15 protein-coding genes are annotated in these 14,007 nt (G+C 71.3%); 2 read left to right on the top strand and 13 right to left on the bottom strand.

Annotated elements, in window-relative coordinates:
- Positions 1 to 179: 179 nt before the first annotated feature.
- From MWM08_RS18375 to MWM08_RS18415, 9 genes are all read right to left on the bottom strand, one after another.
- Positions 180 to 620 (bottom strand): hypothetical protein, encoded by a 441-nt coding sequence (locus MWM08_RS18375; RefSeq protein WP_244407952.1) that lies wholly within the window; start codon positions 618 to 620, stop codon positions 180 to 182.
- Entirely contained in the window at positions 620 to 2,497 is a 1,878-nt protein-coding gene (locus tag MWM08_RS18380) for a phage tail protein (RefSeq protein ID WP_244407953.1), read from the bottom strand. Before MWM08_RS18380 ends, MWM08_RS18375 begins: the two co-directional genes overlap by 1 nt.
- Positions 2,498 to 2,500: 3 nt before the next feature.
- Positions 2,501 to 3,070 (bottom strand): phage connector family protein, encoded by a 570-nt coding sequence (locus MWM08_RS18385; protein ID WP_244407954.1) that lies wholly within the window; start codon positions 3,068 to 3,070, stop codon positions 2,501 to 2,503.
- Between the two features lie 104 nt (positions 3,071 to 3,174).
- Complete coding sequence (locus tag MWM08_RS18390; RefSeq protein ID WP_244407955.1) at positions 3,175 to 4,008, bottom strand: phage capsid protein; 834 nt, start codon at positions 4,006 to 4,008, stop codon at positions 3,175 to 3,177.
- Positions 4,009 to 4,254: 246 nt separating this feature from the next.
- Entirely contained in the window at positions 4,255 to 4,992 is a 738-nt protein-coding gene (locus MWM08_RS18395; protein ID WP_244407956.1) for a capsid assembly protein, read from the bottom strand.
- A 7-nt stretch (positions 4,993 to 4,999) separates the two neighbouring features.
- Positions 5,000 to 6,400, bottom strand: coding sequence for a portal protein (locus MWM08_RS18400; protein WP_244407957.1), 1,401 nt, complete (start codon positions 6,398 to 6,400; stop codon positions 5,000 to 5,002).
- A 4-nt stretch (positions 6,401 to 6,404) separates the two neighbouring features.
- Positions 6,405 to 6,644 (bottom strand): hypothetical protein, encoded by a 240-nt coding sequence (locus MWM08_RS18405; protein WP_244407958.1) that lies wholly within the window; start codon positions 6,642 to 6,644, stop codon positions 6,405 to 6,407.
- 161 nt (positions 6,645 to 6,805) lie between these two features.
- On the bottom strand, positions 6,806 to 7,294 hold the full coding sequence (locus tag MWM08_RS18410) for a hypothetical protein (protein ID WP_244407959.1): 489 nt from the start codon (positions 7,292 to 7,294) through the stop codon (positions 6,806 to 6,808).
- Entirely contained in the window at positions 7,291 to 7,665 is a 375-nt protein-coding gene (locus MWM08_RS18415) for a hypothetical protein (protein ID WP_244407960.1), read from the bottom strand. The genes MWM08_RS18410 and MWM08_RS18415 overlap by 4 nt, the downstream gene beginning before the upstream one ends.
- A 178-nt stretch (positions 7,666 to 7,843) precedes the next feature.
- Here MWM08_RS18415 and MWM08_RS18420 point away from each other — a divergent pair, with 178 nt between their 5' ends.
- The gene (locus tag MWM08_RS18420; RefSeq protein WP_244407961.1) at positions 7,844 to 8,497 is read left to right on the top strand and encodes a S24 family peptidase; all 654 of its coding nucleotides are present in this window, start codon (positions 7,844 to 7,846) and stop codon (positions 8,495 to 8,497) included.
- 244 nt (positions 8,498 to 8,741) lie between these two features.
- On the opposite strand, the gene MWM08_RS18425 is transcribed toward MWM08_RS18420, so the two are convergent.
- Positions 8,742 to 9,848, bottom strand: a complete 1,107-nt coding sequence (locus tag MWM08_RS18425; RefSeq protein WP_244407963.1) for a DSD1 family PLP-dependent enzyme — start codon at positions 9,846 to 9,848, stop codon at positions 8,742 to 8,744.
- 37 nt (positions 9,849 to 9,885) lie between these two features.
- Here MWM08_RS18425 and MWM08_RS18430 point away from each other — a divergent pair, with 37 nt between their 5' ends.
- The gene (locus MWM08_RS18430; protein WP_244407964.1) at positions 9,886 to 11,136 is read left to right on the top strand and encodes a flavin monoamine oxidase family protein; all 1,251 of its coding nucleotides are present in this window, start codon (positions 9,886 to 9,888) and stop codon (positions 11,134 to 11,136) included.
- Here MWM08_RS18430 and MWM08_RS18435 read toward each other — a convergent pair whose 3' ends face one another.
- From MWM08_RS18435 to pgmG, 3 genes are all read right to left on the bottom strand, one after another.
- The gene (locus MWM08_RS18435) at positions 11,137 to 11,478 is read right to left on the bottom strand and encodes a gamma-glutamylcyclotransferase family protein (RefSeq protein ID WP_244407965.1); all 342 of its coding nucleotides are present in this window, start codon (positions 11,476 to 11,478) and stop codon (positions 11,137 to 11,139) included.
- A gap of 52 nt (positions 11,479 to 11,530) precedes the next feature.
- Complete coding sequence (locus MWM08_RS18440) at positions 11,531 to 12,505, bottom strand: Bug family tripartite tricarboxylate transporter substrate binding protein (protein WP_244407966.1); 975 nt, start codon at positions 12,503 to 12,505, stop codon at positions 11,531 to 11,533.
- 83 nt (positions 12,506 to 12,588) lie between these two features.
- On the bottom strand, positions 12,589 to 14,001 hold the full coding sequence (gene pgmG, locus MWM08_RS18445; RefSeq protein WP_244407967.1) for a phosphoglucomutase/phosphomannomutase PgmG: 1,413 nt from the start codon (positions 13,999 to 14,001) through the stop codon (positions 12,589 to 12,591).
- Between the last annotated feature and the right edge of the window lie 6 nt (positions 14,002 to 14,007).

The following is a 14,007-nucleotide window of genomic DNA, read 5'->3' on the forward strand; positions in this document are numbered from 1 at the left end:
GTCTTGAAGGGGTGGGGCGGCCAAAGCCGGCCGGAACAGGCTGGACACGCGGATCGCGGCCTTGCCGCGGTCCGGGAGCGCACGGCGCGACTGCGCCCAGACCACCATCCGCGCTGGGCACGCCAAGGCGGGGCGCAAAGGCAAGCCGGCCAGACGGCCGGCGCCCGCCGCCTGAGGGGTCAGTCCAAAAGGCTTCGCACCGCGCCGCCGAGGGTCTGCCCGGCCCGCAGGAAGGAGTTCAGACTGCCATCGGTGGCGAGCAGCGATCGCCGCCCGGCCGCAAGACGCGCTGCGGTCACGGCGGCGTCCCCCGCCGCGTCCTGCGTCGCGTCACGCCGCAGACCGGCGGTGAGTGCCGCTGCGGAGCCCTCGTCCGGTGCCACGCCGCCGGCGGCCAGCCGAGCTCGGGCGGATGCGATGGTGCGCGCCAGGCGGTCCTGGCGTTCGCGCTCCTGCACGGCGGATTGCATCGTAACCTGGTCGGTCTGTGCCGCCTGCTGCGCGCGGAGGTTCTCCTCCTGCGCGCGCGCGGTGGCCCGCTGCTGCTGGCCCTGGCGGACCTGGCCATAGACGGCGAGGCCCGTGCCGGCGAGCGAGGCGAGTGAAGCGAGCTGGGCCATCAGTCGGTCATCCTGATCTCGGTGGTGACGGAAAGCAGCGTCATGGACAGCGGTGCGTCGCCCTCGACGCGCCAGACGGGGCGCAGCCGGTCGCGCCGCCAGCCCAGGCCGCGTAGCGTGACGTCGCCGGTGAACGATGGCGGCGCCGCATCGAGCAGCGACGTATCCAGCCGGCGGAACGGCACGGGCTCGGCACCACGACCGAGATCGACCGACAGCGCCGCCGTCTCGAGCAGCCGGAAGGTCACCGCCACCAGACGCAACGGCCCGGTCGCGGCACCCGAGGGCGAGATGATGTCCGGCGGCAGCGGCTCGATCTCGTGGCGATAGGCCAGGCCGATCTGCACGCTGTTCGCCGGCGGGTCGATCACCACCGCGCCGCCTGCGACCAGCGCGGATTCACGCGGGGCGCCATCGGCCAGCACGCCGACCTCGCGGCCTTCGAGATGCGACAGGCCGCTCCATTCGTCCTGCGCCACGGTCGCGCTGCCGGTCAGCGCGGCATCGAGTGCGAGCCCGGCCTCGAAGCGTTCCAGCGCGAAGGCGCCGGCGCGCTCGGTCACGGCCCAGACCGTGCCGTCGGATTCCGCCACGGCGCGGAAGGCGCCGTCGGTCTCCTGGCGCGTCCAGGCGGTGACCTGCTCGGCGCGATAAAGCGTGAGCGTGCCGATCCCGCCATCGGCCATGACCAGATGCAGCAGCCGCGCGCGCTGGTCGTAGGCCATGGAGACCGGCATCGAGACGATGTGCCGCGCGAGGATCGCGAGGTCGTTCGCCTGGTAGGCCTGGCTCACGTCGGTATAGGCGAATTCGTGCACACCCTGCCCGCCGCGAGCGACGAACACCGTGGCGCCGTCGACATCGACCGGCGGCACCAGGCGATCGACCGGCGAACCCACCCGCGTCTGGCGGTTCAGCTGGATGGAGGAGGGCGTCAGCGGATCGCCCGTCACCATCCATTCGGCGCCCGAGGTGAACACCTGCAGATGCCGGCCGGAGAACACGCCGCGGATCGCGTTCACCTGGTCCGAGACCAGGCCGAATTCGATCGCCTCGTCATCAAGGCCGGTACCGGCGTCGAAGTTGAACAGGTCCCCAGTGCGGGAAAACCACAGCCGGTTCGGCAGGTCGCGCGACCCGCCAACCACCAGGCGGTCCTGGTGGAAGCCGCAGCTCACGGGCCAGCCGCGCGCGGTGCTGAAGGCTGCTTCGTCCCAGTCGGTGGTGGGGCCGGTGATGGTGAGCAGATCCTCGACCACCGCGCTCGCCTGTTGCGCGGTCTGCACCGACAGCACCTTCACGCGTTTGCCTGCAATGCGCAGGCGCGTCTCGACATGGCCCGCGGTGAACAGCGGCGCGCTGGCGAACAGCGTCATGATGCCGCTGGTCGCAGTCGCCTGGAGCGTGACGCTGGCATCGGCAAAGCGGAAGAATGGGTCGCGCACGAAGGCCCAGCGCGCGATGGTCCAGCCGGTCGTGGTGCGCGTGATGCGCTGCGGCGTCATGTCCGGATGCACCAGCAGCAGCGTGTCGGCGGACTGCGTGAAACCGAGCTGCGGCAGCATCGCCGCGGTCCAGGGCCCGGCCAGCGTCGCGACGACCGCATCGCCCTGCAGCACGCGCAGTGCGCCCCCGATCAGCACCATGACATAGGTCTGCTCGGTATTGAATTCGAAGGGGATCAGGCGCGCCGGACCCGGCAGCGGCAGGACGTGGCGCAGGCCGGGGCGGCGCGCCACACCGCCGGTCGGTTGGATGAACACGTTGCGCAGGCGGCGCGCCCCGTTCTCGAAGGCGCGCAGGTCGCCACGGCCGAGCAGTTCGGGCGCGAGTTCCCCGGCGGCGAAGCTGGTCTTGGCACGCTTGACGACAGGCATGGCTCAGCCCCGCACGTCAATGAGGGAGAAGCCTTCCAGCACGCGCGCGCTGGCCTGCTGGCTGTCGGCCTGGCGGGCCTGGCGGAGCTCCGCTTCCGCGAGACGGAACAGCATCTCGGCGCGCGAGGAGTTCTCGGTGAGCGGGATGCAGAATTCCGCCGCCAGGCGCGCGACCAGGGCCTGCGCGAAATAGGGCGGGAAGGCGCTTTCGTCGGGGCGGAAGATGTAGGTCAGGGCGACCTCGGTCGCGTCGGTGAACAGACGGTCTTCCTGCAGGCGATAGACGATGCCGCGCGCACGCCCCGCGGTGCCGGCCGACAGCGCACGCAGGAAGCCCGCGGGCAGCTGGAAGGCGGAGGAGAAGTCCGCCCGCGGCACGGCGGACAGACGCGCAAGGCCGGCCTGCGCGGTGGCGAAGGACCAGGGGTGGAAGGACAGCAGCGCGTCGCGGATCCCCGGATAGAGGTTGGCCGCGACCTCGGCCTCGGCCGTGCCCTCGTCGAGGGAGGCGACAGGCTGCGCGCCGATCTTGAGCAGCGCGCGCGAGCAGAGCGCGAGGGCGGAAAGCGCCATCGGGGATCCTCCGAAAGGGGACGGGGACCGACCTGTCCGGTCAGTCCTCAGGTGCCAGAAAAAGGAGGGGGGGTTCGGGGGGAGTTCCCTCCCCCCGACCTTCGCTATTCCTTCGCGCGCATCCGCACGACGCCGGTCGGGTCGATCATCACCGCGCCCTGCGACATCATGTTGTTCACGAAGTGCGCGGCGCGGTCGCCGTGCCAGGTGATGTCGGTCACCACCTCGGACGCCACCGCGTGGCCGACCGCCGTCTTGTGGAAGAAGTAGCAGTAGCGCAGCACGCCGGTCTTGGTCAGGCCGGAATGCGGCATCCACAGCGCACCCAGCCAGCGCTTGGCCTGCGTGCCCTTCCAGGGCAGAGCGTCGTCGCCCACGTAGTCGGAGCGGGCGAACTCGTCGATCGCGAGCAGCTCGCTCCACTGCTTCCAGCCGACCACGGCGAAGCGGTTGCCGTCATCGGGCACGTCGGCGCCGCCGAGCATCTCGAAGGCCATCAGGACCTTCTGCTTGGTCAGGCCATCGGTGTCGGTCAGGCCCGTGCCGGTACCGGTCGCTTCCGCCGTGGCAGTGTCGAGCGCCGCGACGATCAGCTCATCGGTCTTGCGGCCGAGCGCATAGGCGCCAGCGTTGGCGATGACGGTGCGCTCGTCGATGTTGGTCTTGATCTCATCCAGGCGGTCGATCCACTCGCCGGCGTAGTAGTCCTGCAGGAAGCACTCAGCGTTCGCGTAGGTGAGGTTCATCACCGGCACGACGCCGTTGCGCGCCTTCGACGCGGCCACGCCCTTGCCGACGCGCGGGAAGATGGTGGACGCGCCCTTGACGCCGGTCTTGGAACGCACGGTGGGGCGCAGCTTGCTGCCCTGGCGCTGGTAGGCCTCGGCGACCTCGGCTTCGAACTGCTTCACGAAGGCCTGTTCGATGGTGCCCGACATGCGGGTGCCCTTTCATGATGGATGTGTGCGGAGGGATGCGCCGTGAGCCCGGTTGGCCGCGAAGGGGCCGGGCGTGGCGCGGCCCGCGCGCCGGTCAGGGTTGTGCGCGGGCCGGAAGCTCACGGGGCGGGCGGCGCTGCCTGGTTCAAGGCGCGCCACCCGCCCCGGGCCACCGCGCGCGATCGCGCGGGGCCGCCAGCGCGGCGAGCGTCAGGGAGGACCGCTCGAGCCGCGCCGGAAGGATGTTCAGCCGCCGACCATGCGGCGGAAGCCATCGGTCACGCGCTTGACGAATTCCGGCTCCCGCGTGCGCCAGTAGCGCGGGTCGCGCATCATCGCGCGCAGCTCGCCTTCATCCGCCCCGGCGGGTTCCTCGCCGCGCCGCGCCAGGCCCGGCTCCTTGCCCTCCATCATGCGGTGCAGGGCGATGACTCCCTCGGCCGTGGTGGACAGCGCCTCCATCACCGGCGCGGGCAGGTTCGACCGGCCCCAGGCGGTGATCTGCGCGGCGATGCGGCGGAAGCGTTCCTCGCCGCCGAAGTGGTCGCGCAGCTTCTCAACCTGGCGCTCGGCCTCGAACTGGCCGGCGGCCTCGGCGATCAGCGGCAGCAGGCGTTCGGCCGCCAGGTCATAGACCAGCTGCGCCTGGGCCTTGCTGAAGCCGGCTTCGTGCAGGCGGCGGTTGATGTCGTCATCGGGGCAGCAGAGTTCGTGCTTCGGCGCGATCTCGTAGCCGTCGGGGCCATCGGGCACGCCCAGCGACCGGCGGAAGCGGATGCGGTCTTCCTCCGGCGCGTCCTCGGCGGGCGGACCGGCGCGCTGCGATAGGCGGCGCTCCAGCTCGCGATAGGATTTCAGCAGCGCCTCGACGCGCACCGCGCCGGCCTCGGCGTCCCAGAATTTCTCGGGCACGTCATCGGGGCGGGCATTCGTCTGCGGCGCGGCACCTTCGGCCAGCGCGGTCTCCAGCAGGTCCTCGGGCATGAGGGGCTCACTCCTTCTCGGTGGGGGGAAGCAGGACTTCGGCGGGGGCGCTCAGCGTGCGCCCCAGCCAGCGGGCAGCGGCCGGCAGGTCGATGGTGGCGATCGCCTCGGGGCCCATGGCGCGGACCGCCTGCAGGAACAGCAGCGTGTTCGCCGCGTCCGATCGCCCCTGCACCTGCGCGAGCGGGCTGCGGTAGCGCAGCACCGCCTCGCGACCATCGAGCAACAGCGGCGGGATCTCCCCGCGCCGGCGCAGGATGGACAGGCAACGGGAGACCAGCGGCGTCAGCAGCTCCGCCTGCAGCCGGCCATAGGTCGCCCCCAGCAGGCGCGCGGTCTGCGCGGCGCGTTCCAGCACCTCGGTCGCGGTCACGTTGTCGCGCCGCTCGGGGCCGATGCGGTCGGCCAGCAGCGCGCTGCGGATGCGCGTGCGCAGGTCGGTCAGCACCAGCTGCGACACGTCGAAGTTGCCCGGTGCCGCGAGCGGCGTGAGGCCCGAGGACCCCGGCGCCTTCGGGATGATCGCACCTGGTTCGAGCCGCACCGTCGCCGGGTTCAGCACGCCGTCATCGTCGGCCTGCCAGATGCCCGTCGCGGCGATCGATGCGTTCTTCAGGATCAGCTCGACCACCTTGTTGGCGGTGCGGATGTCCGGAAGCGCCTTGGCGACGGGGCCGCGGCCATAGACCTCGCCCGGCGCCTTCAGCCAGCGGAAGCCGACGAAGGGGCTTTCGGCGAAGCGGCCCTCGCGCAGCACCACCGGGCCGCGGTCGGTCACCAACAGCGCGCGGAACGCATGCCCGCGCGCATCGGGCCAGACCGCTTCCAGCACGCGGTGGCGCGGCGCCTCGGCGTCCTCCTCCGCGGGCGCCACGGGCGCATCGGGGTAGCGGGCACGCAGCGCTGCCTCGCTGAGGCGTGCTGCGCGGAACACGGTGTCGAGCCGGCCGGACGGGCCTTCCTCCAGCACCGCCTCACGCAGCGGCACGGCGGTGAAGCGCAGCGCGGAGGGCTCGCCCACCGGCGCTTCCTCGACCAGCAGCAGCCCCGTGCCGGCGATCACCAGGTCCAGGAAGGCCTGGTGCATCTCGAGCGCGAAGTTCGACCGGTCGAAATGGCCCTGGAGCACCTCCGCCGAATCTTCCAACGCGATCGCGGCCTCGGTGTCGCCTTCCACCTGGCGGGCAGGTGCCAGGCCGAACCAGCGCGACCAGGGCGGCGTCAGTTCCGCCAACAACGAAGCGGCGAGCTGTTCCGCAGCATCCGCCGCGGTGGCGTCGAAGATCGCCACGCGCCCGCCGGTCGCGGGCGGCAGCACGTGGTCGTAGCAGTCCTGCCACAGCGCATCCTGCGCGCGGCGGCGATCGAGCGCGCGGGCATGGCGCGCCAGCATGTCCTCGGGGGTCATGCTCTCATTCCCCCAGGAGCGACTTGCGCGTCGCCGCGAAGTCGGCGCGCGCGCCGAGCACGCCGGCGGCGGAGGTGGCGATGGTGCCGGAGAGGCCGCGGCGGGCACGCTCGCGCGTCTCGACGCGGGCGGCGGCTGCGGTCTCCTCGATGGCCTGCTGCGGGGCGACGACGGCTTGCGCCGGGGCCGGTGCGGCGGCAGGTGCGATGACGACAGGCTTCGGGGCGCGGAACAGGCCACCCATGCGCGCGCGGCTCCTCTCGATTGGGGGACGGGACCCTCCGCGCACAGCCCGAAAAGCCGCGAACCCGCCCTTCCGGGGGAAGGGCGGGTTCGCGAAAGTCTCGGGAGGGAGCGGAGGAAGGCCGCCGGGCGCAGATCGCCCGTTGGCCTGATGGTGATACGTCAGGGCGCGAACTGGGTCAAGACATTTTTCCTATTTTCTTGAAGAATCTTCACCAGCCGCCGGAACAGGCCGAAGGGCGTGAGCGCGAAGGGCGCACCGGCGCCCAGCAGAGCGCGGCATAGTCCGACGCAGGTCTGCGGCAGCACCGGCGGGAGCCATCCCGGACGCGCCGGACCCGGCGCGAAGGGTCCGACCACGCGCAGCCCCGCGCGGCGGTAGAAGCCCGGCAAGTCGTAGCCGGCCGGCATGGCGATGCGCAGCACGAGCAAGCGGCCCGAGACGGGTTCCACCACGGTCCAGCCGGCCTCGTCGCGCAGGGCGGCGAAGCAGTGGCGGAAGCCGCGGCGCAGCGGGCGCAGCCAAGCCTGGTCGGCCTCGCCGCCGAAGGCGATCCAGACCTGTTGCGGGGCGTCGCGCGCGGCGCGCAGGCGGGGGGGGCCGCGCGATCCGTCCTGGCCCCGCGAGGCGCCGGAAACCGTGGGCTTCACGCCACGATCCCCTTCACGCGCAGCGGCCATTCCAGGCGATTCATGGCCTCGCGCCACTGCGCGGCATCGGCGCGCTCGGACAGGTGGCGCGGGTCCGGGGCGATGCCGCGCTCACCCCACAGGCGCAGAATACGCGCGTGGATCAGGTCGATGCGGCGGCAGCGGTACAGCCGGTCGAGGCACTTGATCACGTCGTCCGGTTCGCAGGGGCGCACCTTCTCGCCCTTGCCGGCGGTGATGCGCGCGCCGTCGCGCCGCGCGATCAGCGCGGACATGGTCCAGAACCAGGCTTCCTCGGCCGACCGAAAGGGCTCGGCGGCGGCGATGCTGGCGTAGCGGGGGGCGTGGGCAGTGCGGGGGGCGGGGCGCATGGGGGGTTCTCGCCTGTGGGGTGAACAATACAAGAACATTAACCGCTCAAGTTGCATCGAGGCAAGCCGAAAAAGGAAGATTGACCTATTGCATCACGACACTAGACCTAGGATATGTTCCCCAGGACGCCCACTTCATCTGGATTCGCGTCCTGGCGACCCAAGGACATCTGTTCCCATGCGGCATGACGACATCTGGCGCGCCCTCGATGCCCTCGCGGCCGAGCACGGGCTTTCGGCCTCCGGGCTTGCGCGCAAGGCGGGGCTCGATCCCACCGCCTTCAACCCATCGAAGCGCATCGGCGCGGATGGCCGCGCGCGATGGCCCTCGACCGAGAGCATCGCCAAGGTGCTGAACGCGGTCGGACGCGGGATCGACGACTTCGCCTCACTGGTGTCGGGCATGCCTGCCCTCTCGCGCGGCGGATCAGGGCGCGGCGGGGTGGGCCGGCGCGTGCCGCTGATCGGCCTGGCCCAGGCGGGGGGCGAGGGCTACTTCGACGATGGCGGCTACCCTGTCGGCGGCTCCTGGGACGAGATCTCCCTGCCCGAAATCGGCGATCCCAACGCCTATGCGCTGGAGATCTCGGGCGAGTCCATGGAACCGGTGTTCCGCGACGGCGACGTGGTGGTGGTCTCCCCGGGCGCGCCGGTGCGCCGCGGGGACCGCGTGGTGGTGCGGACCGCTAAGGGCGAGGTGATGGCCAAGGAACTCCGTCGCCAATCGGCCAAGCGGATCGAACTCGCGAGCCTCAACCCCGCTCATCCGAGCTACAGCTTCGAGCTGCCCGAGATCGCGTGGATGCATCGGATCGTCTGGGCGAGTCAGTAGTTTTTTTGTCCGTCAGACCGCGGGCGCCGGTCGCAAGCGGTGCTGCGACCGGCGCGGCATGCCTTCCCACCACGCACTGGCGTCCCGACGGCGGATGATGGTCGGGGCGCGGTCGCGCTTGGCGCTTCCGGATCGCGCAGGGCACGATCCGATGAGGTTGCCGCATGCACGCACGCTGCGCCGCGCCTCCGGCCCAGGTGCGTCGCGCTGCACGATCGCGCTGCGGCAATCCGCAGCGCGACGCTCACGCCATCCCGCCCCGCGCCGCGATCGGCCAGAGGCATTCCACCCGCCCCTTCCGCACGCCGACATACCAGTCATAGCGATCCACCGTCGGGTCGCAATGCCCGGGCACCAGGCGCAGCCGCTCACCCAGCGCGGGTGCCGCAGCATCCTCCACCATGATCTTGCCGTGTTCGTCCGACGCACCCGCGAAGCGCAGGCCAGGCCGTTCCCACACGCCCGGCATGCCAGAATCCACCGCGACACCCTTGTGCCCGCAATCCACCACCACGATCCCCGGCGCTGCGCGGCTCATCACCGTGGTCGCGACGAACAGCGCGTGGCGGAAGGGCGGCGCGTCGTCATTCTTCGCGTAGTCCACGTCCATGAAGGCGTAGGATCCGGCCTGGATTTCCGTATAGACGCCGCTCGCCGCCTCGTGCCGGAAGGTGCCGGTGCCCGCACCGCCCACGATCGCGCAGGACAGGCCGCGCTGCGCCAACTGCTCCATCGTGCGCCGCGTGCGCGCCACCGCCTCGGCGATCGCGCCGGCACGCTTCTCCGGCTCACGGATATGCTGCGCGCTGCCGTGATAGGCCTGCAGCCCGCCGAAGATGAGGTGCTTCGACGCGGCGATGCGTTCCGCCAGCGCGACCGCCGGCGGGCCGGCCTCGATGCCGCCGCGCGCCATGCCAACATCAATCTCGACCAGCATCTTCAGCCGGATGCCCGCGGCTTCCGCTGCCTGCTCGGCCAGCACCACCTGCGCCTCGTCATCGGCACACAGCCCGACCTCGCAGATGCGCGACAGCGCGGCCAGACGCGCCAACTTGCGCGGGCCCACCACCTGGTTGGTCACCAGCACGTCCGGGACGCCGCCCCACGCGAGGGCTTCCGCCTCGGCCACCTTCTGCACGCATTGCCCGACCGCGCCGCGTGCCATCTGCAGCTTCGCGACAACCGGCGACTTGTGCGTCTTGGCATGCGCGCGAAGCTTCGCCTCGGTCGGGGCCAACAGCGCGGCCATGGTGTCGAGGTTGTGCTCGAAGGCATCGAGGTCGATCACCAGCGCCGGCGTGTCGATCTCGTCCTCGCGCATGCCGGGTTCGGCGGGCGGCGCTTGCAGCATGGTTCATCCTTCGCGTCTTCCGCGCCATGATGCGGCGATGTTCCCTTCCGATCCAGACGTGGTCGTCATCGGCGCCGGTTGCGCCGGTATCGCGGCCGCGCGAGATCTCGCCGCACGCGGACGGACCTGCGTGGTGCTGGAAGCCGGCGCGCGCGTGGGCGGGCGCGCGCATACCGAGAGCCACTCGCTCGGCCTGCCCTTCGACCATGGCGCCTCCTGGCTGCACCAGGCCAATGACAATCCCCTGACGCCACTGGCGCGTGGCCTCGGCCTGCGGCTACTGGACCACGACACGCTGCGCGACCGGCGGCTGGTGACACGGGACCGCTTCGCCACGCCGGAGGAACGCAAGGACTTCGCCGCCGCCGAGGACGCCTTCTGGGCCGCGATCGAAGCCGCCGCGGCGGACGGCGCACCCGACCGCCCCGCCGACCAGGCCGCACCCCAGGGTGGCCGCTGGGACGCCACCATCGCGCATTGGGAAGGCGCGCAGATCTGCGCCGCGGAACTGCACCGCATGTCGCTGCACGACCTGGCGGCGACAGCGCTCGACGGGCCGAACCTGATCCTGCGCGAGGGCATCGGGGGCCTGGTCACGCGCCTCGCCGAAGGCCTGCCGGTGCGCCTCGGTGCGCGTGTCGATCGCCTGCGCTGGGGGGCGGCCGGCGTGGTCGCGGAGGGTGGCTTCGGCAGCCTGGCTGCACGCGCCGCCATCGTGACCGTCTCGACCGGCGTGCTCGCAGCTGGCGGCATCGCCTTCGACCCGCCGCTGCCAGCCGCGACCCAGCAGGCGATCGACGACCTGCCGATGGGCCTGCTGACCAAGGTCGCGTTTCGTGCCGACGATCCCGCCGCGCCCGACCTGCCCGCCTTCGCGAGTGTGCGCCGCGCGGTGGAGTCAACCGACGACCGTCCGATGTCCTTCCTGTCGCGCCTGTTCCATGACCCGCTGCTGATCGGCTTCTGCGGCGGCGCGCGCGCCTGGGAGATGCTGCACGACGCAGCGGCGCTCGAAGCCGCCGCGCGCGACGAGATCGCTGGCATCTTCGGCGCGCGCGCCGCGGCCACGCTGGGTCGCGCGACCGTCACGCGGTGGGGCGAGGATGTGCTGTTCCGCGGCGCCTATTCGCACGCGCGACCTGGCGCGCTGGCGGCGCGCCGGGTGCTGGGCACGCCAGTCGCGGACGGGCGCCTGTGCTTCGCCGGCGAGGCCTGCCACCCGCGCTTCGCCGCGACCGTGGCCGGCGCCTGGCTCAGCGGGATGGCGGCCGCGCGCGCCGTGCCCTGATCACGGCCAGTCCCGCGCACGGTCGGCGCGCCAAGGCGGGGCGATCCAGGCGCGCGCGTGCAGCGCCCCGCGCGCCGTCACCACCCTGACCGGCGTCAGCGCATATGCGCTGCCCTCGTACGCCGACAACCGCGCGAGCGCCGCGTCGCCGACGCGCAGCACCGCGCCTTCGACCCGCGCGCCGTGCCGCGGCACCAGCGTGGGATAGGGCGTGCCGCGCAGCACCACGCGCCGCCAGCCTTCGAGCATGGCGGCGCGCGACTGTCGCGCCAGGGCGGGGTCACCGGACACGCGTGCCAGCACGCCCGCATCGAGCAAGGTGCCATAGACGAACAGGATCACGGGCCGGGGGCCTCGCCTGCGCGTGGCGGCGCCTGCACCGCGGTTGCGGCCCTCACTCCGGGCGCAGGTTCACGCTGACCACCAGGTCGCGGATCTTGGCGGATTGCGCACGCACCATGGTGCCGAAGCTGTCCGCGTCTGAGCCGACTGCCTCCGCACCTACCTCGTCGCAACGGCGCACGAAATCAGGATGCCGTGCGGCGGCAGCGATCTCGCGATTCAGTCGCGCCATCACCGGCGCCGGCGTGCGCGCGGGGGCAAAGAAGCCGTTCCAGCCTTCCAGCTCCAGCGAGGGGAAGCCCTGTTCGCGCACCGTCGGCACGTCCGGCAGCACCGCGGACCGGCGCGAGGCGACATTGGCCAGCCCCTTCAGCGTGCCGGCGCGCACATGCTGCAGGCAGGTCGAGATCTGGTCGCCGCCGAACTGCACGCGCCCGGCGATCAGTTCCTGCACCAGCGGTGCGGCGCCGCGGAACGGCACGTGCTCCATGCGGATATTGGCGTCGCGCTTCAGCACCTCGCCCACCATGTTCATGAAAGAGCCGGGGCCTGTGGAGCCATAGAAGGGCTGGTTCGGCTGCGCCCGTGCCCAGTCCACGAAGCCCTTGAGGTCGGCCGCCGGTACGCCCGGGTTCGCCAGGATGATCAGCGGCACGTTGGCGCCGAGCGACAACGGCGCGAAGTCACGATCGATGTCGTGCGGCGGGCGCCCAGCCAGCGTCATCGCCGCGGTCGTGGTCGGGAAGGTGATGTTGTGGAACAGCAGCGTGTAGCCATCGGGGGCGGCCTTCGCGACCACGTCGGCGCCGATGGATCCGCCGCCGCCGCCGCGGTTTTCGACTACCACGGACTGGCCCATGGTCTCGGTCATGCGCTGGGCGAACAGCCGGGCGAGAAGGTCGGTGGTGCCGCCCGCCGGGAAGGGCACGATGATGCGGATGGGGCGCGTCGGGAAATCCTGAGCGAGGGCCGGCGCGGCGAGGGTGGCGCCGGCGGCGAGCAGCAGCGTACGGCGGGCGAGGGTCATGCCTGGGGTTCCTCCTGCAGCCGTTGCTCAGGCTGCTGGAGGTGAAGGCTAGACCGGTTGTCGCCGCGCGGGGAAGGCGGCCGTCAGTGCCCGGCGTTCTCCGCCGAGAAATCCGGCGCTTCCAGGCCCGAAGCCACCAGCTGCTTCACCAACTGCGCCTTGAGGCGTTCCAGGCCCGCCTCGGACGACGCTTCGCAGCGCGCCACGAGCACCGCCTGCGTGTTCGATGCGCGCAGCAGCCACCAGCCATCCTCGGTCAGCACGCGCACGCCATCGACGGCCTGCACCTTGGCACCCTCGGCGGCCAGGCGGTCCTTGACCTCCTGTACGACGACGAACTTGCGCGTTTCCTCGCAGTTGAAGCGCAGCTCCGGCGTGTTGATCACCTGCGGCAGCGCGGCGCGCACGTCCGCCAGCGATCCGCTCATGCGCGCGACGATGCCAAGCAGCCGCACGGCGGAATACGGCGCGTCGTCGAAGCCGTACCACTTGTCGGCGAAGAAGATGTGCCCCGACATCTCGCCGGCCAGCGGGGAGCCGGTCTCGGCCATCTTGGCCTTGATCAGCGAATGGCCGGTCTTCCACATCAGCGGCTCGCCGCCGGCCTTCGCCACCTCGTCGAACAGCACCTGCGATGCCTTCACGTCCGCGATGATCGTGGCACCCGGCTTCGACTTCAGCACATCACGGGCGAGCACGATCAGCAGCTGGTCGCCGAACAGGATGTGGCCTTCATTGTCCACCACGCCGATGCGGTCGCCGTCGCCGTCGAAGGCGATGCCGAGGTCGGCCTTCTCGCGCTTCACCTCGGTGATGATCTGTTCGAGATTCTTCGCCACCGTCGGGTCGGGATGGTGGTTGGGGAAATTCCCATCCACGTCGCCGTTGATGACGTAGTGCGTGCCCGGCAGCCGCGACGCCAGTGCCTTCACGATCGGCCCGGCGGACCCATTGCCCGGGTCCCAGATCACCTTGAGCGCCCGGTCGCCACCGTCCCAATCGGCCAACACACGGTCCGCATAGCGCCCGGCGATGTCGACGGCGCGGTCGGTGCCGGCCTTCTCGGGCACGACGTCGCCCTCGCGCGCCATGCGGCCGATCTCCTGGATCTGCGCGCCGTAGAACGGCTTCTTGCCGATCATCATCTTGAAGCCGTTGTAGTCGGGCGGATTGTGGCTGCCGGTCACCATCGCCGCGCCATCGGCCTCCTGGTCATAGGCAGCGAAGTACAGCATCGGCGTGGCACACAGCCCGATGCGCACCACCTCCAGCCCGCAGGCGCGCAGCCCGGCGACCAGCTGCGCCTCCATCTCAGGTGAATGCAGCCGTCCGTCGTAGCCTACGGCCACGCGCTTGCCGCCCGCGCGCATCACCACGGAGCCGAAGCAGCGGCCGATCGCGAAAGCGTCCTCGGGCTTGAGGGTTTTGCCGACAATGCCGCGGATGTCGTATTCGCGCAGAACCGTCGGATCGAAGCGGTGGTTGAAGACGGGCATGGTCAC

The organism is Roseomonas fluvialis (genome assembly GCF_022846615.1).
GTDB lineage: Bacteria > Pseudomonadota > Alphaproteobacteria > Acetobacterales > Acetobacteraceae > Neoroseomonas > Neoroseomonas fluvialis.